The sequence below is a fragment of the Micromonospora sp. NPDC049004 genome (assembly GCF_040649315.1).
Lineage (GTDB): Bacteria > Actinomycetota > Actinomycetes > Mycobacteriales > Micromonosporaceae > Micromonospora.
Genome location: NZ_JBEZFG010000007.1, coordinates 29,805 through 46,708 on the forward strand (window position 1 = coordinate 29,805; position 16,904 = coordinate 46,708).

Below are 16,904 nucleotides of genomic sequence, written 5' to 3' on the forward strand. Positions count from 1 at the left end.
TCTTCGGATCGGTCAGCATTACCTGTCGCGCCCTCCGGGTGTGACGGTGACGGGACCGGCCCGCCTCGCCGTCGCCTGCCTCCGCAGGCGGCGGCCCGGCGGCGGGCCGGCCCGTACTCCAATCGGTTCGTGCTTGTGAGTCCTGGCTGCCCTGCGCCGCCGGTTGACAGCGCCGACTTCGGCGCCCTCCCTCGACACGTGCCGCGTCGAGGAAGGCTTCTGCGTGACCACAGTTATTCCGTCTTTCGCCCATACCGGTCTGGCGCCGGCGCTGCTGAGCGCGCTGACCGCACAGGGCATCACCGAGCCGTTCCCGATCCAGTCGGCCACTCTTCCGGACTCGCTCGCGGGCCGGGACGTGCTCGGCCGGGGTCGTACCGGCTCGGGTAAGACGCTCGCCTTCGGGCTTCCCCTGCTCTCGCGCACCGCCGGCCGCAAGGCCCGGCCGGGTCGCCCGCTGGCCCTGGTGCTGGTGCCGACCCGCGAGCTGGCGCAGCAGGTGACCACCGCACTGGCTCCGTACGCCCGCGCCGTCGGCCTGCGCTGCGCCACAGTCGTCGGCGGGTTGTCGTTGCAGCGCCAGGCGGACGCGCTGCGCGCCGGCGCCGAGGTGGTCGTGGCGACTCCCGGCCGGCTGCACGACCTGATCAACCGTGGCGACGCCCGGCTCGACCAGGTCGAGATCACCGTGCTGGACGAGGCCGACCAGATGGCCGACATGGGCTTCCTGCCGCAGGTGACCAAGCTGCTGGAGCAGGTCGCCCCGCAGGGTCAGCGGATGCTCTTCTCCGCCACCCTGGACGGCGGCGTGGACCGGCTGGTCCGCCGCTTCCTCAGCAGCCCGGTCACCCACTCGGTCGACCCGGGCACCGCCACGGTCACCGCGATGACCCACCACGTACTGCACGTCGACGCGCTCGACAAGCCCGACGCGCTGACCCGGATCGCCGCCCGCGAGGGTCGCACCATCCTCTTCATGGGCACCAAGCACCGCGCGGACCGGCTCGCGCGCCAGTTGCTCTCCAAGGGTGTACGCGCCGCCGCGCTGCACGGTGGCAAGTCGCAGCCGCAGCGCACCCGCATCCTGGAGCAGTTCCGCAACGGCCAGGTGACCGCCCTGGTCGCCACGGACGTGGCGGCCCGGGGCATCCACGTCGACGGCCTCGACATGGTCGTCAACGTGGACCCGCCGACCGAGGCGAAGGACTACCTGCACCGGGGCGGTCGGACGGCCCGCGCCGGCGAGTCCGGCTCCGTGGTCACCCTCGTCCTGCCCGAGCAGCGCCGGGACGTGTCCCGGCTGATGGCCACCGCCGGCATCCGGCCGCAGTCGGTCCAGGTGCGCCCGGGTGACGAGGCGCTGGTCCGGGTCACCGGGGCGCGTGAGCCGTCCGGTGTGCCGGTGACGATCGCCGCCCCGCCGGTGGCTGTCAGTCGGGGACGCGCAGCCGGTGGCTCGGCCACCGACGGCGGCGCCCGCCCGGCCCACCGCGCGTCGGGTCGGTCCCGTCGCCCGCGCCGCCCGCGTACCGTCTGACGCTCCACGCACGTCACCGACCCGCCCCGCTTCGGCTGGGCGGGTCGGTTTGTGTGCGGGGTGGTCCGGGTCGCGCCCCGGATCGGCCTCCTCGACTGTCGTGGCGGTCGATGAACCGCACCGCCCGGCCGCCGGACGAGTCGAATATCAGCCGCGGCTTGGTCGGCTGGCCGACTGTGCCCCGGCCCGGTGTGGTCGAAGCTGGCCACCGGGGGAAGCCGGGCGGGGGGCCCGGTGTGGGAGGGGTGACCATGGCGGGCGAAGCCGGCTCGGGGGCGCTGCGCGAACTGATCCTGGTGGCCGCGGTCGGGCTCGCCGGGTTGCTGCTCGCGATGGTCGCGGCGTTCGCGCCCTGGCATGCCACCGCGGGGGGCAATGCTCCCGCCGGTCTGGTGGAGCTGCACAGTCCCGACGATCCGGGCTCCGGCCCGATGGTCGAGCACCGGGGCTGAGCAGCGACCGGCCGACCGGTGCCGGCCCAGGGGCAGGCCCGGTCAGGATCGGTACGAGGTGTGGTCGGGTCGGCGGGGCACCGACCCGACCACACCGCCCACGAGCCACGCCGCCACGACCGCGCCGATCTTGCATTTCCTGTCGTTGATTCGTTGCGATACATCCCCTTTGTCGCGACAGAAAGTGCAAGATCGCGGGGTCGGGGTCGGGGTCGGGGCCCGGGGTGCGGGGCCTGGGTGGTTAGGGGGTGGGGGTTTGGTTGTGGGTTAGCAGGTTTGCCAGGGTGGTGCTGTCGACGACTGTGGCGATCGCCCCGTGCACGGCCAGCCAGACGTCGGTGAGCCCGGCGGCCACCCCGTGGTAGCCGGCGCGTTCGGCCGGCAGCCCGCGTACCGTGGTCAGCGAGCCACCTACCGCGCGCAGCACATCGCCGACGGTGATCTCCTCGGCTGGCCGGGTCAGCGTGTATCCGCCCTCGGCGCCGCGGTGGCTGTGCAGCAGGCCGGCCCGGCGCAGGTCGAGCAGGATGCCCTGCAGGAAGCTGAGCGGGATCTCCTGCGCCTCGGCGAGGCTGCCCGCCTTCACCAACTCGCCCGCGCCACCACCGGCAGCGCCACCACCGCCAGCGCCACCACCGCCAGCGCCAGCGCCACCGCCGCCAGCGCCACCACCGCCCGCGTCGCCGCCGCGTACGGCGGCAGCGACGGCCAGCATCGCCCGGAGCGCGTAGTCGCTGCGCGCGGAGACGTACACGTCACTGACCAGCCTGGTCCAGTACGCCCCAGCGACGGCGGATCGCCTTGTCGGCCGCGCCGAAGGCCGCGTCCACGACGAGGCCCAGCACCAGGATGACGATCATTGTGGAGAGTAGCCACGGCGCGTCGGACAGCTCCCGCGAGTAGGTGAGCTGGGCGCCCAGCGACGTCTGCGAGATGCCGACGACGATCAGCTCGCCGGCCATCAGACTCCGCCAGGAGAACGCCCAACCCTGCTTGAGGCCCGCGACGATCGCCGGCAGGGCGGCCGGTGCGATCACGTACCGGTAGAGGTTGAGCCCCCGCGCGCCCAGGTTGCGTCCGGCGCGCAGCAGCAGCGGCGGTACGTAGTCCACACCGGAGATCACGCCGTTGGCGATGGACGGCGCGGCGCCGAGCACCACCACGAAGAAGATCGCCTTCTCGCTCAGCTCGAACAGCAGGATGGCCAGCGGGAACCAGGCGATCGACGGCATGGTCTGCAACGCGGTGATCATCGAGCCGATGGCGGCGCGCAGCACCCGGGAGCGGGCCACCGCGAGGCCCAGCAGCAGGCCGACAGCTACCGAGAAGACGTACCCGACGGCCGCGCGGCGCAGCGTGGTGGCCAGGCCCTCCCAGAGCTGCGGACCCTGGGCCTGGGTCGCCAACTCGCGACCCACGACCAGCGGGCCCGGCAGGGAGTACGGCGGTTTCCAGCCCGACCAGACCACCACCTGCCAGGCCAGGAGCACGATGGCCAGCGCGGCGAGCTTGGGCCAGGTGGCCGCCCAGAGCCGGGTGCCGCGGGATACCTCCTTCTCCCGTCCGGCGATCTCCAGCGCGTCCAGGCCGGAGATCTCCGCGTCGCTGCGTGCCGTGCTGGTGAGGGTGTCACTGGCCATGGCGGCCTACCTCCGTGCGGAGCCGTTCGGTGACCTCGGCGGCGATCGCGGCGACCTCGGGCGAGTCGATCCGCCGTGGCCGTGGGATGTCCACTTCGGTGGAGTAGATGATCCGGCCGGGCCGGCTGGAGAGCAGGATGATCCGGTCGGCCAGGCGGGCGGCCTCGCGGACGTTGTGCGTGACGAAGAGCACCGAGAGCCGGCGCTCGGACCAGATCCGTTCCAGTTCGTCGTGCAGGATGTCGCGGGTCATGGCGTCCAGCGCGCCGAACGGCTCGTCCATCAGCAGCACCGGCGTGTCCAGGGCCAGCGTGCGGGCCAGCGCGACCCGCTGCCGCATTCCGCCGGACAGCTCGTGTGGACGCTTGCGGCCGAACTCGGCGAGGTGCACCGTGCGCAGCAGCTCGGCGACCCGCTCGCGGCGCTCGGCGCGGGGCAGCCCGCGCAGCTTCAGCGGCACCTCGACGTTGGCCTCGACGGTCAGCCAGGGGAAGAGCGCCGGCTCCTGGAACATCAGCCCCGGATTGGCGTCGCCGGCGATGCCGATCTGCCCGCCGCTGGGCCGGTCCAGGCCGGCGACCAGGTTGAGCAGGGTGCTCTTGCCGCAGCCGGACGCGCCGACGAGGCACACGAACTCACCCGGCGCCACGTCCAGGGAGACCCCGTCCAGGGCCAGCACCGCGCTCGGCCCGCGTCCGTACACCTTGGTCACACCGGAGAGCGCGACAGCGGTGGTCGCGCTCTCCGGTGTCGTCGTGGTCGACGTCATGGCTGGGTGACCTCGGGCTTGCCGGCCGCCTTGAGCGACTTGTTGAGGTACGTCAGGTCGTACAGGCCCTTGAGGTCCACCGGCTCGGTCAGCTTGACCTCGACGGCGTGGTCGAGACCGGCCTTGAGGGAGGTGGGGATCGGGTCGTTGGTGAACTCCAACGTCGGCCACGCCTGCTTGATCAGCTTGAGGTCCAGCGGCTTGCCGGTGATCTTGCCGATGGCGTCGGAGATGGCCTGCTGGGCCTCGTCCGGCTTGGTGTTGACGAACTCGTTCGCGGCCACCTGGCCGTCGACCAGCTTCTGCACCACGTCCGGGTGTGCCTTGAGGAACTTCGTGCTGACCAGCAGGTTGGTGATGACGAACTTCTTGTCCGGCCACAGGTCGCGCTCGTCGACGAGCACCTTGCCGCCGGCGTTGACCAGCCGGGAGACGAACGGCTCGGGCACCCAGGCGGCGTCGATCGCGCCGCTGGAGAAGGTCTCCACCGTCTGGGCGTTCTCCTGCGGCACGATCTTGACGTCGCCACCGCCCTCCTTGGTGGTGGTCAGCCCCTGCTGCTTGAGCCAGTAGCGGACCGCCACGTCTTGGGTGTTGCCGAGCTGCGGGGTGGCGACCTTCTTGCCCTTGAGGTCCTGCGGGCCGTTGATGCCGGGCTTGACGACAAGCGCCACGCCTCCGGAGGCGGCGCCGGAGATGACCCGGACGGCCTCGCCCTTGGACTTGGAGAACGCGTTCACTGTGGGGTTCGGGCCGATGTACGTCGCGTCCAGCGCGCCGGAGAAGACGGCCTCGATGGCGGCCGGGCCGGCGTTGAAGGTCTTCGGGTCCAGCTTGACGTCTGCGCCGAGCTTCTCGGCGAAGATGCCCTTCTCCACGCCGACGACGGCCGGCGCGTGAGTGATGTTGGGGAAGTAGCCGAGCCGCAGGGTCACCGGGCCGGAACCGCCCCCCGCGCCCTCGCTGTCGTCGCCGCACGCGGCGGTGCTGCCCAGGGTCGCCGCGCCGAGGGCGGCGAGGGTGGCCAGGGTGACCAACCGGCGCAGGGGGAGCCGTCTCATCGTCCATCCAATCCGCAGTATTCCTACTTACTTGGTAGGAAGACTGGGCCAGGCCGCGTGCAGCGTCAAGACCCATCCACATGGCGGGATGGTGCGTCTCAGATATGTCGGCATTTCCTACCTGCTTGCTAGGCCAAGCAGGTCGCGCGCGTCAGGCGCGGACGCTTGCGGCAGCCACGTCGAGGTGGTGGACGCATCGACGAGTACGCGCCGACGTCGTCCGTGTGCCGACCCCTGTCATCCCTCGGAGGAGGGTCGGTTGCGGACCACCAGCTCGTCGATCTCCAGCCGACCGACGCGCAGCTCCCGCACCACCGCCCGGCGGATCGCCAGCCGCCCGATTGTCAGCGCCCCGACGGCCACGGCCCCGACGGCCAGCGCGCCCACGGCGAGGGCGCCGAGCGCAACCGCGCCGGTGGCCGCCGCGCCTGTCGCCCGCGCGCCGGTGGTCGCCGCGCCCGTCGCCGCTGCGCCGTTCGCGCGCGCCCCGGTCAACCGCATCAGGCGTACGTCTCGCTTCATCCCCCCATTGTCGCCGTACCGCAGGCCGTCCGCTCCCCACCGGCCCGGGACGCGGCCGTCACGGCCGAGCCGGTCGCAGTCCCGTACGCGGCGCACGCCCTCTCCCGGTCTCTGTGGCCGCGGCTCCGGTAGGTCGCCGGTGGCGGGGATGCCGACGCGCTAGGGTCGATCCCGTGGCGGCGCGGAGATCCAGAATTCCAGCGACGAAGTACCCGGTCGAGCGGTTCACCCTCGACAACGGCCTGCGGGTGGTCCTGACCCCCGATCGCAGTGCCCCGGTGATCGGGGTGGCGGTGGTCTACGACGTCGGCATCCGCTCCGAGCCCCAGGGGCGCACCGGCTTCGCCCACCTCTTCGAGCACCTGATGTTCCAGGGCTCGGAGAACCTGGAGAAACTGGCCCACTTCCGGCACGTGCAGGGTGCCGGCGGCACGTTCAACGGCTCCACCCACCTGGACTACACCGACTACTTCGAGACGCTGCCGAGCAACGCGCTGGAGCGCGCGCTGTTCCTGGAGGCGGACCGGATGCGCGGGCCCCGACTGACCGAGGAGACCCTGCGCAACCAGGTCGACGTGGTCAAGGAGGAGATCCGGGTCAACGTCCTCAACCGGCCGTACGGCGGCTTTCCCTGGCTGACCCTGCCGCCGGTCATGTTCGACACGTTCCCGAACGCGCACGACGGCTACGGCTCGTTCGACGACCTGGAGTCGGCCACTGTCGCGGACGCCGCCGACTTCTTCCGCCGCTACTACGCCAGCGGCAACGCGGTGCTGGCCGTCAGCGGTGACATCGACGTGGCCGAGGCGACCGAGCTGGTCACCCGGCACTTCGGCGACGTCCCGTCCCGTCCCGCACCGCGCCGGCCGGACTTCACCGAGCCCGACCTGACCGCCGAGCGGCGCAGCTCGTACACCGATGCCCTGGCGCCGCTGCCGGCGGTGGCCGGCGCCTGGCGGGTGCCCGACCCGGTCGGCGACTTCGCCGGCTACCTGCCGTACGTGGTGCTGGCCGAGGTGCTCACCGACGGCGACGCGTCCCGGCTGGTCGAACGACTGGTCCAGCGCGACCGCACGGTGACCAGCCTCGGCGGCTACCTCGGCTTCATGGGCGACCCGTTCGACGTCCGCGACCCCACCGCGCTGCTGCTCCAGGCGCACCTGCCGCCCGGCGGCGACGTGGACAAGGTGCTGCGCACCATCGACGAGGAGCTGGACCGGCTGGCCACCGACGGGCTGACCGACGGCGAGCTGGCCCGCACCCAGGCCCGGATGGCCACCCACCTGCTGCGCGACACCGACGCGGTGCTCGGCCGGGCGCTACGGATGGCCGTTCTGGAACAGCAACGCGGCGAGCCGGGCCTGCTCAACGACCTGCCCCGACTGGTCGGCGACGTCACCGAGGAGCAGGTCCGGGCCGCCGCGGCCACCCTGCGCCCGGAGCGCCGCGCCGCCGTCGAGGTCATCCCCGGAGGCGCCCGGTGAGCGCGAGGAGTGAGCCGGTTCTGCGAGCCCCGCAGTCGCGAACGAAGGTGACACAGTGACCACCACCGCCAGCACCGCCCCGCGTACGCTGCCCCCGCTCGGCCCCACCCGCAAACTCAAGGTGCCCAAGCAGGCCGAACGCACGCTGCGCAACGGGCTCACCGTGATCGCCGTACGCCGGCCGGCGGTGCCCCTGGTCGAGCTGCGGCTCTGGGTGCCGTTCGGCCGCGCCCACCTCGCGCGCGGCGCGATGCTCTCACAGACCATGCTCTCCGGCACCGAGTCGATGACCAGCGTGCAGTTGGCCGCCGAGCTGCAGAAGGTGGGCGGCGGACTGTCCGCGGGCGTCGACCCGGACCGGCTGATGCTCTCCGGCGCCGGCCTGGTCACCGGCCTGGACCGGATGCTGGAGCTGCTGGCCGAGGTGCTGACCGGCGCCAGTTACCCCAGCGACGAGGTCGCCGCCGAGCGGGACCGGCTGATCGATCGGATCCAGGTCGCCCAGAGCCAGCCGGCGCACCTGGCCCGGGAGGCGCTGCTGAAGCGGATCTACGGGCGACACCCGTACGCGACGCAGACCCCCGAACCGGACCAGATCCGTGCCGTCCGGCCGGCGGCCCTGCGCAGCCTGCACGCCGAGCGGGTGCACCCCGCCGGGGCGCAGCTGGTGGTGGTCGGCGACGTACAGCCGGAAAAGGCGCTGGACGCGGCCGAGCGGGCGCTCGATGGGTGGGCCGGCGCCGGGCATACGGCTACCCTGCCGGCCACCCCGCCGCTGGAGCCGGGGCCGCTGCTGCTTGTCGACCGGCCCGGCTCGGTGCAGTCCTCGCTGCGGGTCGCGCTGCCCGCCGTGCCGCGTACCGACCCGGACCACGCGCCGCTGCAACTCGCCAACCTGATCTTCGGGGGCTACTTCTCGTCCCGCTGGGTGGAGAACATCCGCGAGGACAAGGGCTACACGTACGGCCCGCACTCGGTGATCGAGCACTCGGTGGCCGGGTCGGTTCTGGTCGCCGGCGCCGAGGTGGCCACCGAGGTCACTGGCCCGGCGCTGCTGGAGACGACGTACGAGCTGGGCCGGCTGGCGTCGCTGCCGCCGAAGCCGGAGGAGCTGGAGCAGGCCCGCCAGTACGCCCTGGGCACCCTCCAGCTCGGCATGTCCACCCAGGCCGGTCTGGCCGCGCTGACCAGCGCGTACGCCGGGAACGGCCTGCGGCTGGAGTTCCTCGCGGAGTACGCGGCCCGCCTGGCGAAGGCGACGGTCGACGACGTGGCGCGGGCTGCCGCCCACTATCTGGCGCCGGCTCGTGCGGCGGTGGTCGTGCTCGGCGACGCCGAGCGGATCACCCCGGGGCTGGCCGCGCTGACGCCGGTCCACACCGAACCGGTGCAGCCGTGAGGCACCGCCACGGCCCGCCGGTCCGGGTGTCTGCCTGCGGCGGAGCGCTGACGTGAGCGGGGAGACGGCGCCGCCGCTGGCGCGGTCCACGCTGGATCGCGCCGCCCACCGGCGGGGCGACGCGCAGTGGCTGACCGAGGCGTGGCTGCGCGGCCGGATCCTGCTGCTCGACTCGACCGACGGCGGGCGGACGCTCGCCCGTACCGACGTGTCGCCTCCCGCGCTGGTGCTGTTCGGCGCGGCCGACGTGCCGACCGGCGCCGAGTCGACGGCGATGTTCCTCGGTGTCGAGCCGGACGGGGTGCCGGTCTTCGCGCTCGATGCGCCGCTGCCGACGGTGCCGGGCACCCGGCCGGTCAACCTGCGCGAGGTGGGCCACCTGCTCGGCGACCGGGAGGCGGGCATCTTCACCACGGCGCTCGCGCTGCTCAACTGGCACACCCGGCACGGCTACTCGACGGCGACCGGAGCGCCGACAGTGATGGACGAGGCCGGCTGGTCCCGGGTGGATCGTGACGGCGGGCGGATCTGGCCGCGTACCGACCCGGCGATGATCGTGCTGGTGCACGACGGCGTCGACGGCCCCGAGGGCCGCTGCCTGCTCGGCAACAACGCCGGCTGGCCGGGCACCCCGGGTGGTCGGCGCTACTCCTGCCTGGCCGGGTACGTCGAGCCGGGGGAGTCCGCCGAGGCCGCCGTGCTGCGCGAGGTCCGTGAGGAGGTGGGCATCTCCGTCGAGCGGATCAGGTACGTCGGCAGCCAGGCCTGGCCGTTCCCGGGCTCACTGATGCTGGGCTTCCTGGCCAGCGCGGACCCGGCGGATCCGGTGCAGGTCGACCCGTCCGAGATCGCGTACGCCAGGTGGTTCAGCCGCGCGGAGATCGGGGCCGCGGGTGCGGGGAGGACCGTGGACGTGGGGGACGGGGCGCGGCTGATCCTGCCGCCACCGTCGTCGATCGCGTTGTTCCTCATCCACCGCTGGCTGGATGGCTGGGTGGACGCCGACCATTGAGCACGGTCCCGGCCCGTGGCCACCGTTGCCGCGGCGGTCACGGGCCGGGAACACGGGCCGTCGTGGTCGGCGGGAGCGATTGACGCGGCGGGGGAGCCGAGCCGACCACGACGGACGTCCGGGGTCAGGTGCCGGTGCGCCCGGGTCTGCGCCGGAAGGCGGGCCGCGGCTCGCCGAGTGGCAGGACCTTGACCCGTTGCTTGCCGGCGCGCACCGCGCCGACCGTCGACAGGGCTCGGGCCAGCAGCAACGCGGCGTCCCGGTCCTCGGCGTGCACGGTCTGCCGGCGCGGTTCCGGCGTGGTCGTCTCGTCGCGGAGGCGATGGCCGTCCGCCCAGGCGGCGGCGATGTCCCCGTCGGCGACGGTGCGGATGTCGGTGCGAACGATCAGGAACCGCATAAGGGTCTCCGGATGAACCGCGACGAATGAGCCAGTGTGGAAGTTCCACGTTCCCGTGGGCCATGTTACGCCCCGTGTTCATCCCAGCAAGTGAAACGCGCCTATTGGTTTCGAGCCTCGTCCGATCGGCGGATGCCTGGTCAGCGGGGTTGCCACCGAAAGGGCGACGGGGCCGCCGGCATCATGCCAACGGCCCCGCCCCGGTCGGGAGGATCAGTTCAGATCGAACTGGCCCGTCTTTGCTCCGCCGATGAAACCGAGCCACCCGGCCCGGTTGAAGAGCAGCACCGGACCGCCCCGGTCCTTGCTGTCGCGCAGCGCGACAGCCGACGGGCCGGTGCCCAGAGGGGCGACCTCCACGCAGTTGGAGGTCTGGCTGCGGGTGCTTTTACGCCACGGGGCGTCCGCCAACGAGCTGGCGGAGACGGACGGCGTGTTGTGGATGTCGTTCATGGCTCTGCTCCTGATGTGAACCGATCCGATGGGACGAGTGGTGCCGCACGCCCCGACGGAGGGTCCCCCGTGGATCACCGATCCGTCAGTCGCCCCGAGGCCCGGCGGCGTTGGGTCGGCGCCGTTGCCGGCCCGAACGCCACTGTGGATGGGGGCGTCGCCCCGGTCAGCCGTCCCGTCGCCTCGATCAGCCAGGAGAGGGTGTCCGAGGCGTCTAGTGCCGCCGTGCATAGCCACTCGAACACCACTTTATAGCGATTTAGCGTGATTGCCTCGGTCGACATGACGTCGGTGAACCCCCCTTCGATGGCCAATGTCTCCGGATCGAGCGGATCGGCGAACCGATAGAGGGAGAAGGCGGTCGGCGGAAGGTACCAATCGCCGATCTGGGTGTCCCGTGGAAGCAGATGCAGCGTCACGTTGGGCAGCAGGGCAAGGTCGCACAGCTGGTGCAGCTGCTCGTGCAGCACCTCGGGTGGGCCGGCGCGGCGGCCGAGGGCCGCCTCCTCCAGCACTGCGGTGTAGCTCGGCGCGTGCGGTTCGCGGGTCAGCAGCGTCTGCCGGGCCAACCGGGCCTGCACCTCGGTCTCCGGCTCGTCGGCCGGCTCCGGTTCGCCGGCGCCCTCGCTCACCTGGCGGGCCGAGACGATCCGGACCTTCGCGTACCCGGCGGTCTGCAGGAGACCCGGCACCAGGACCGGGTTGTACTCGGAGATCTCCGCGCAGCCCGCCTCCAGTTCAGCCCAACTGCGCTGCTGCTGCGTCATCACCGGAAAGTTCTTCAACCAACCGCGCATGTCACCGGCCTCGCCGGCGATCCCGAGCAACTCCTCGCGCGACGCGGTGTCGGCCCCGTAGAGGTCGAGCAGAACGCCGACATCCTGCGGGTCCGGTCGGCTGCGGCCGTTCTCCAGGCGGGACAGTTTGGACGCGGACGCCCAACCGATCCGTTCGATAACCTGGTCACCGGTGAGGCCCGCGGCTTCGCGCAGACTGCGCAGTTCGATGCCCAACCGTCGGCGACGCATGATCGGGCTGGGTGCGGCAGGAGGCACAGTGTCCTCTTTCCCGTCGACCGCCGCAGACGCGACGGTAACTGTATGAAATTCGCCCCCCACGGTCAGTATGGACGGCGCGACCGGCGTCGGAGGTTCCGGCGGGGGCGTGTCTTGTCGAAAAATGGACCACGGATACGCCGGACGACGACGGACCCCTGGTCCCAGCCCCGTCGAACGCGCCCAGCCGGGCACGCCACCCCGCCGGAGGGACCCCATGCGCACCGTCCTGCGCCGACCCGACTTCCGCCTGCTGTTCGGCGGCCTGCTGGCCAGCATGACCGCCGAGTCGATCCTGCTGCTCGCACTCGCCATCTGGGTCAAGGACCTGACCGGCTCCAACGGGCTCGCCGGCGGCATCATCTTCGCCGTCATCGCCCCGATGACGTTGGCGCCGCTGGTCGGTTGGTTCGTCGACAGGTACCCGCGGCGGCCCTTCTTCGTGACCGCGAACGTGGTCACCGCGCTGCTGCTGGTCCCGTTGTTCACCGTCCGCGACGCGGGCGACGTCTGGCTCGTCTACCTGGTGGCGGCCCTCTACGGGCTGTCGTCCATCACGCTCGGCGCGGCACTCAGCGGGTTGATCCGGCAGTTGGTGCCGGTGGAGCTGCTCGCCGAGGCGAACGGCGTGCTGCAGACCGTACGCCAGGGGCTGCGGCTGGTCGGCCCGCTGGTCGGCGCGGCGCTCTACGCGGCGCTCGGCGGGTGGGCGCTGGCCGGGATCGGCATGGTCGGCTTCGTGATCGCGGCCCTGGTGGTGACCGCGGTGCCGAGCCCGGCGCTGACGCCGCCGAGCGCGCGGCTGCGGTGGCCCGCCGAGCTGGGCGCCGGCCTGCGGCACCTGACCGGCGAGCCGGCGCTGCGCCGGGCCCTGCTCGGCTACGGGCTCGGGTCGCTGGTGATGGGTTTCAGCGAGTCGCTGATCTTCGCCTATGTCGACCAGGGTCTGGATCGGGACGCCGCGTTCGTGGGCGTGCTGGTCATGGTGCAGGGCGTCGGCGGGCTGTTCGGTGGGATCTGCTCACCGGCGCTGGTCCGCCGACTCGGCGAGATCGGCACGCTGGCCGCCGGGGTGGCCTTCTTCTCCCCGGCCGCGCTCGCGCTCGCGTACCCCGATCTGCGGCTGGGGGTCGTGGCGGTGCTGCTGGCCGGTGTCTCGCTGCCGTTGACGATGGTGGGCCTGCAGACGCTGATCCAGCGACGTACGCCCGCCGGGCTGGTCGGACGGGTCGCGGCGGCCACCCAGGCGCTGGTCAGCGGCCCGCAGGCGCTCTCCATCGGCGCCGGCGCCCTGCTGGTCGGCGTCCTCGACTACCGGGCCCTGTTCCTGCTGGTCGGGGTGGCCACGCTTGCCGCTGGCGTCTACCTCTGGCGGGGCCGGCACCTGAGCGCGCCGGCCGACGGTCATGGGCCCACACCGCCTACCCGTCCGACCCTCCCAGCGCCGCGCCGCCCGGTCGACGCCGACATCGACGCGCCGGTGGCCACCGGGCCCCGGCGACCGCCCCGACGGTGACGGATGCCGGACACGACGAACGGCCGCCCGGAGGTGGGCGGCCGTTCGTCCAGAGGTGACCCGGGCCGGGTCAGGCGCTGAGGGTCGCCAGGTGCTGCTTGACCTGGGTGATCGAGGGGTTGGTCAGGGCGCTGCCGTCGGTGAAGCGCAGCGTCGGCACCGTCTGGTTGCCGCCGTTGACGCTCATCACGAACTCCGCGGCCTCCGGATCCCGCTCGATGTCGACCACCTCGTACCCGATGCCCTCCCGGTCGAGCTGCGACTTCAACCGGTGGCAGTAGCCGCACCAGGGGGTGGAATACATCGTCAGCATGGTCGGATCCTCCAACTCCTCTGACCACCGGCTTGCGGATCAAGCCGAGGCTGTCCGCTACAACGTCCGGAGGAGCTGAGATGATTCCTGGTTGTGGTGGTTCACTCAGCGTCGGAAGGCGTCCTTGCCGGGCTGGACCCGGAGCAGCGCTCCGCGGTGACCGCACCCGCCGGCCCGGTCTGCATCCTCGCCGGCGCCGGCACCGGCAAGACCCGCGCGATCACCTCCCGGATCGCCCACCGGGCGCTGTCCGGGGAGATCTCCCCGCGGCATGTGCTCGCCGTCACCTTCACCGCCCGCGCAGCCGCCGAGATGCGACACCGGCTCACAGTCCTCGGGGCGCACGGTGTCCAGGCGCGGACGTTTCACTCCGCCGCGCTGCGCCAGGTGCGGTACTTCGCCCCCCGCCTGCTGGCTGGCCGGGCCATGCCCGAGCTGCTGGACAGCAAGGTGCGCCTGGTCACCCTCGCCGCCGCCCGGGTCGGCCTGCGTACCGACCGGGCCGCCGCACGGGACCTGGCTGGCGAGATCGAGTGGGCCAAGTCGTCGCTGGTGGAGCCGGGGGACTACGTCGTGTCGGCGGCCCGGGCGCTGCGGGACACGCCGCACGAGCCGGCGAAGGTCGCCGAGGTGTTCACCGCGTACGAGCAGCTCAAGCGCTCCAACGGGGTGATCGACTTCGAGGACATGCTGCGCGCCGCCGTGTGGGGCATCGAGGAGCACCGGGACGTCGGCGAGCAGGTCCGCAGTCAGTACCGGCACTTCGTGGTCGACGAGTACCAGGACGTCAACCCGCTCCAGCAGCGGTTGCTGGACGCCTGGCTGGGCGGCCGCGACGACCTGACAGTGGTCGGCGACGCCAGCCAGACGATCTACTCGTTCACCGGGGCGACCTCGTCGTACCTTGTCGACTTCCCGCGCCGGCACCGCAACGCCACGGTGGTCCGGCTGGTCCGCGACTACCGCTCCACCCCGCAGGTCGTCGGGCTGGCCAACGCGGTGATCTCCCAGGCCCGCGGCGTCGAGGCGCGGCTGCGACTGGAGTTGAGCGGACAGCGCCCCCCGGGACCGGAACCCGACCTGCGGATCTTCACCGACGAGCCGGCCGAGGCGAACGCGGTGGCCGCGCGCTGCCGGTCGCTGATCGACGCGGGCACCCCGGCGAAGGAGATCGCCGTGCTGTTCCGCGTCAACGCGCAGTCCGAGGCGTACGAGAAGGCGCTCACCGAGGCCGCCGTGCCGTACGTGGTGCAGGGCGCGGAGCGGTTCTTCGAGCGGACCGAGGTGCGTCAGGCGATGGTCGCCCTGCGGTCGGCCACCCGCTCGATCCCCGGGGAGACCCCGTTGCCGACGGCGGTGGTCGAGGCGCTCACCGCGGTCGGCTGGGCCCCGGACGCGCCCCCGGCCGGTGGCGCCGCCCGCGAGCGCTGGGAGGCCCTGTCCGCGCTGGTCCAGCTCGCCGAGGAGTACGCGGCCACCCCCGAGGTGGTGCCGATCGGCGAGGCGGCGTCGGTGGAGCGTCCGGTCACCCTCACCGACTTCACCGAGGAACTGGCCCGCCGGGCCGCCCAGCAGCACGTGCCGACGGTGGACGGGGTCACCCTGGCGTCGCTGCACTCGGCCAAGGGCCTGGAGTGGGACGCGGTCTTCCTGATCGGCCTCGCCGAGGGAACCCTGCCCACCACGTACGCCAAGACCGTCGAACAGGTCGAGGAGGAACGCCGGCTGCTCTACGTCGGCATCACCCGCGCGCGGCAGTGGCTCTGGCTGTCGTACGCCGCCGCACGCTCGCCGGGCGGGCGTGCCCGGCGGCCGTCGCGGTTCCTGCCCCAACTGGACCGCTCCGGCGGCACCGAGCGGGCCGGCGCCTCCACCGGTCCCGCGCGCCGTCCCGAACGGCGCCGGACGCAGATCGTGTCCTGCCGGATCTGCGGCGCCACCCTGCTCGCCGGCCCCGACCGCAAGCTGGGTCGGTGCCCCACCTGTCCGTCTGACATCGACGATGAGCTGCACGAACGCCTACGCGAGTGGCGGCAGCGGGTGGCCGGCGCGCAGAAGGTCCCGGCGTACGTGGTGTTCACCGACGCGACGTTGACGGCGCTGGCCGAACGGCGTCCCGGCCGGCCGGAAGAGTTGATCGCCATCGCCGGCATCGGCCCCCGCAAACTGGGCCTCTACGGGGAGTCGGTGCTGGCGCTCGTGCAGGGCGCGGGGGTGGACGACGTCTGCCCGGAGAAAACTTTCGAAATCTCGTCGTAAATTCGTTTGCCCTCGCCCCCGGGCGAGGAATAGCCTCAGAACACACCACGCGAGCGGCGCCATTCCGGCTGCTCACGGGGGTTGGTCCGGTCGATTCGAGGAACGTGAGGGAGGTGGCCACCGTGGAGATCTTCACCTATGAGCGTCTGACGGCGATGCCGTCTGTCCACGCTCCGCTGTCGGCTGTCCGGGTGGCCCTTGCGGCCGCACGACCGTCGGTTCCGCAGGTGCACCAGGTTCAGGCCGAGCTGAATCTGACCGTTGCGCCGATCGCCGGAGTCGAGGGGACCAGTGGCTTCACGGGCATGGACATCGATGGCGCCAAGAAGCGCACGGATGTCCGCGGCGTTCCACCTCGAGGTAGACCGGTCTGATCTTCAGACACCGGCTCACCTCGAGGCCGCGGAACCCGCTACCGGGATCCGCGGCCTCAGTTTTTTGCCCCGCCGAAGTACGTCGGAATGCGATCCACGAGATCGAAGTGAGAGAGAGGTGACCGGGAGATGAGTCTGGCGTTGGCCCCCCTCGATGTGAGCGTCGAGCTGGAGGCGAACCTGCCCTGCCGGAAGTTCGACCCCGACCTGTGGTTCTCCGACTCGCCTGCCGAGCTCGAGCTGGCCAAGTCGCTCTGCGGGGACTGCCCGCTGCGCGTCGAGTGCCTGGCCGGGGCGGTGGAGCGAGCGGAGCCGTGGGGCGTCTGGGGCGGCGAGATCTTCGAGCGTGGCGCGGTCGTTCCGCGCAAGCGGCCCCGTGGCCGTCCGCGCAAGGAGGACGTCGCTCGTGACGCCGAGCTCCGGGTCGAGGCCGAGGCGCGCTTGGCGGCCAGTGGGCTGTCCGAGGTGCGTGGCGCGGTCCGGCTGGCAGCCTGACATGTTCCCGACCCGTACCAACTACGCCGGTGGCACACCGGCAGTGAGTGAGAAAACGATGTTGAACGTTCCGAGTGGAGCCTTCGAGATGCAACTACTCCACGAAGCGTTGACCAGGGCTCGAATGCGCCGGCCTCAGGCCGGTCGTACCACCACGAGCACT

18 protein-coding genes are annotated in these 16,904 nt (G+C 72.1%); 9 read left to right on the forward strand and 9 right to left on the reverse strand.

Translation table 11 applies throughout. From position 1 onward, the window contains the following. Nucleotides 1–223 precede the first annotated feature (223 nt). Entirely contained in the window at nt 224–1,537 is a 1,314-nt protein-coding gene (locus tag AB0B97_RS21225) for a DEAD/DEAH box helicase (protein WP_234587689.1), read from the forward strand. A gap of 251 nt (nt 1,538–1,788) precedes the next feature. Next, complete coding sequence (locus AB0B97_RS21230; protein WP_357495774.1) at nt 1,789–1,989, forward strand: hypothetical protein; 201 nt, start codon at nt 1,789–1,791, stop codon at nt 1,987–1,989. Between the two features lie 241 nt (nt 1,990–2,230). On the opposite strand, the gene AB0B97_RS21235 is transcribed toward AB0B97_RS21230, so the two are convergent. From AB0B97_RS21235 to AB0B97_RS21255, 5 genes are all read right to left on the reverse strand, one after another. Further along, entirely contained in the window at nt 2,231–2,743 is a 513-nt protein-coding gene (locus AB0B97_RS21235; protein ID WP_357495776.1) for an Rrf2 family transcriptional regulator, read from the reverse strand. A gap of 1 nt (nt 2,744) precedes the next feature. After that, nucleotides 2,745–3,629 (reverse strand): ABC transporter permease, encoded by an 885-nt coding sequence (locus tag AB0B97_RS21240; protein WP_234587683.1) that lies wholly within the window; start codon nt 3,627–3,629, stop codon nt 2,745–2,747. After that, complete coding sequence (locus AB0B97_RS21245) at nt 3,619–4,398, reverse strand: ABC transporter ATP-binding protein (protein WP_357495778.1); 780 nt, start codon at nt 4,396–4,398, stop codon at nt 3,619–3,621. The genes AB0B97_RS21240 and AB0B97_RS21245 overlap by 11 nt, the downstream gene beginning before the upstream one ends. Continuing rightward, nucleotides 4,395–5,459 (reverse strand): ABC transporter substrate-binding protein, encoded by a 1,065-nt coding sequence (locus AB0B97_RS21250; protein WP_357495780.1) that lies wholly within the window; start codon nt 5,457–5,459, stop codon nt 4,395–4,397. The genes AB0B97_RS21245 and AB0B97_RS21250 overlap by 4 nt, the downstream gene beginning before the upstream one ends. A 237-nt stretch (nt 5,460–5,696) precedes the next feature. Then, nucleotides 5,697–5,981, reverse strand: coding sequence for a hypothetical protein (locus AB0B97_RS21255; protein WP_357495782.1), 285 nt, complete (start codon nt 5,979–5,981; stop codon nt 5,697–5,699). A gap of 173 nt (nt 5,982–6,154) precedes the next feature. Here AB0B97_RS21255 and AB0B97_RS21260 point away from each other — a divergent pair, with 173 nt between their 5' ends. The 3 genes from AB0B97_RS21260 to nudC are packed head-to-tail and all read left to right on the forward strand — an operon-like array spanning nt 6,155 to nt 9,876. Continuing rightward, nucleotides 6,155–7,465: a pitrilysin family protein gene (locus AB0B97_RS21260; RefSeq protein ID WP_357495784.1), complete on the forward strand. Its 1,311-nt coding sequence runs from the start codon at nt 6,155–6,157 to the stop codon at nt 7,463–7,465. Nucleotides 7,466–7,520: 55 nt separating this feature from the next. Next, nucleotides 7,521–8,864: a pitrilysin family protein gene (locus AB0B97_RS21265; protein WP_357495786.1), complete on the forward strand. Its 1,344-nt coding sequence runs from the start codon at nt 7,521–7,523 to the stop codon at nt 8,862–8,864. Nucleotides 8,865–8,916: 52 nt separating this feature from the next. Further along, nucleotides 8,917–9,876 (forward strand): NAD(+) diphosphatase, encoded by a 960-nt coding sequence (nudC, locus tag AB0B97_RS21270; RefSeq protein ID WP_357495788.1) that lies wholly within the window; start codon nt 8,917–8,919, stop codon nt 9,874–9,876. A 124-nt stretch (nt 9,877–10,000) separates the two neighbouring features. On the opposite strand, the gene AB0B97_RS21275 is transcribed toward nudC, so the two are convergent. From AB0B97_RS21275 to AB0B97_RS21285, 3 genes are all read right to left on the reverse strand, one after another. After that, a complete protein-coding gene (locus tag AB0B97_RS21275; protein ID WP_234587668.1) occupies nt 10,001–10,276 on the reverse strand; it encodes a hypothetical protein in 276 nt (91 codons plus the stop codon). A gap of 213 nt (nt 10,277–10,489) precedes the next feature. Next, on the reverse strand, nt 10,490–10,729 hold the full coding sequence (locus AB0B97_RS21280; RefSeq protein WP_234587666.1) for a DUF397 domain-containing protein: 240 nt from the start codon (nt 10,727–10,729) through the stop codon (nt 10,490–10,492). A gap of 74 nt (nt 10,730–10,803) precedes the next feature. Next, nucleotides 10,804–11,784 (reverse strand): helix-turn-helix transcriptional regulator, encoded by a 981-nt coding sequence (locus AB0B97_RS21285; protein WP_234587664.1) that lies wholly within the window; start codon nt 11,782–11,784, stop codon nt 10,804–10,806. Nucleotides 11,785–12,001: 217 nt separating this feature from the next. On the opposite strand from AB0B97_RS21285, the gene AB0B97_RS21290 reads away from it, so the two are divergent. After that, nucleotides 12,002–13,300: an MFS transporter gene (locus AB0B97_RS21290; protein WP_357495791.1), complete on the forward strand. Its 1,299-nt coding sequence runs from the start codon at nt 12,002–12,004 to the stop codon at nt 13,298–13,300. Between the two features lie 70 nt (nt 13,301–13,370). Here the strand turns inward: AB0B97_RS21290 and AB0B97_RS21295 are convergent, their stop codons facing one another. After that, nucleotides 13,371–13,613, reverse strand: coding sequence for a mycoredoxin (locus AB0B97_RS21295; RefSeq protein ID WP_234587660.1), 243 nt, complete (start codon nt 13,611–13,613; stop codon nt 13,371–13,373). A 93-nt stretch (nt 13,614–13,706) separates the two neighbouring features. Here AB0B97_RS21295 and AB0B97_RS21300 point away from each other — a divergent pair, with 93 nt between their 5' ends. The 3 genes from AB0B97_RS21300 to AB0B97_RS21310 all read left to right on the forward strand — a co-directional run bounded on the left by AB0B97_RS21300 (nt 13,707) and on the right by AB0B97_RS21310 (nt 16,741). Then, nucleotides 13,707–15,872, forward strand: a complete 2,166-nt coding sequence (locus tag AB0B97_RS21300; RefSeq protein ID WP_357495793.1) for an ATP-dependent DNA helicase UvrD2 — start codon at nt 13,707–13,709, stop codon at nt 15,870–15,872. A gap of 122 nt (nt 15,873–15,994) precedes the next feature. Then, the gene (locus AB0B97_RS21305) at nt 15,995–16,246 is read left to right on the forward strand and encodes a hypothetical protein (protein ID WP_357495795.1); all 252 of its coding nucleotides are present in this window, start codon (nt 15,995–15,997) and stop codon (nt 16,244–16,246) included. 129 nt (nt 16,247–16,375) lie between these two features. After that, on the forward strand, nt 16,376–16,741 hold the full coding sequence (locus tag AB0B97_RS21310) for a WhiB family transcriptional regulator (RefSeq protein WP_007464802.1): 366 nt from the start codon (nt 16,376–16,378) through the stop codon (nt 16,739–16,741). The last annotated feature ends 163 nt before the right edge of the window (nt 16,742–16,904 follow it).

What these genes read in the sequence shown, in the direction of transcription:
- AB0B97_RS21255 (WP_357495782.1), bottom strand. Translation starts at nt 5,981, where the DNA reads ATGAAGCGAGACGTACGCCTGATGCGGTTGACCGGGGCGCGCGCGAAC.
- AB0B97_RS21295 (WP_234587660.1), bottom strand. Translation starts at nt 13,613, where the DNA reads ATGCTGACGATGTATTCCACCCCCTGGTGCGGCTACTGCCACCGGTTG.
- AB0B97_RS21245 (WP_357495778.1), bottom strand. Translation starts at nt 4,398, where the DNA reads ATGACGTCGACCACGACGACACCGGAGAGCGCGACCACCGCTGTCGCG.
- AB0B97_RS21280 (WP_234587666.1), bottom strand. Translation starts at nt 10,729, where the DNA reads ATGAACGACATCCACAACACGCCGTCCGTCTCCGCCAGCTCGTTGGCG.
- AB0B97_RS21240 (WP_234587683.1), bottom strand. Translation starts at nt 3,629, where the DNA reads ATGGCCAGTGACACCCTCACCAGCACGGCACGCAGCGACGCGGAGATC.
- AB0B97_RS21310 (WP_007464802.1), top strand. Translation starts at nt 16,376, where the DNA reads ATGAGTCTGGCGTTGGCCCCCCTCGATGTGAGCGTCGAGCTGGAGGCG.
- AB0B97_RS21230 (WP_357495774.1), top strand. Translation starts at nt 1,789, where the DNA reads ATGGCGGGCGAAGCCGGCTCGGGGGCGCTGCGCGAACTGATCCTGGTG.
- AB0B97_RS21290 (WP_357495791.1), top strand. Translation starts at nt 12,002, where the DNA reads ATGCGCACCGTCCTGCGCCGACCCGACTTCCGCCTGCTGTTCGGCGGC.
- AB0B97_RS21250 (WP_357495780.1), bottom strand. Translation starts at nt 5,459, where the DNA reads ATGAGACGGCTCCCCCTGCGCCGGTTGGTCACCCTGGCCACCCTCGCC.
- AB0B97_RS21275 (WP_234587668.1), bottom strand. Translation starts at nt 10,276, where the DNA reads ATGCGGTTCCTGATCGTTCGCACCGACATCCGCACCGTCGCCGACGGG.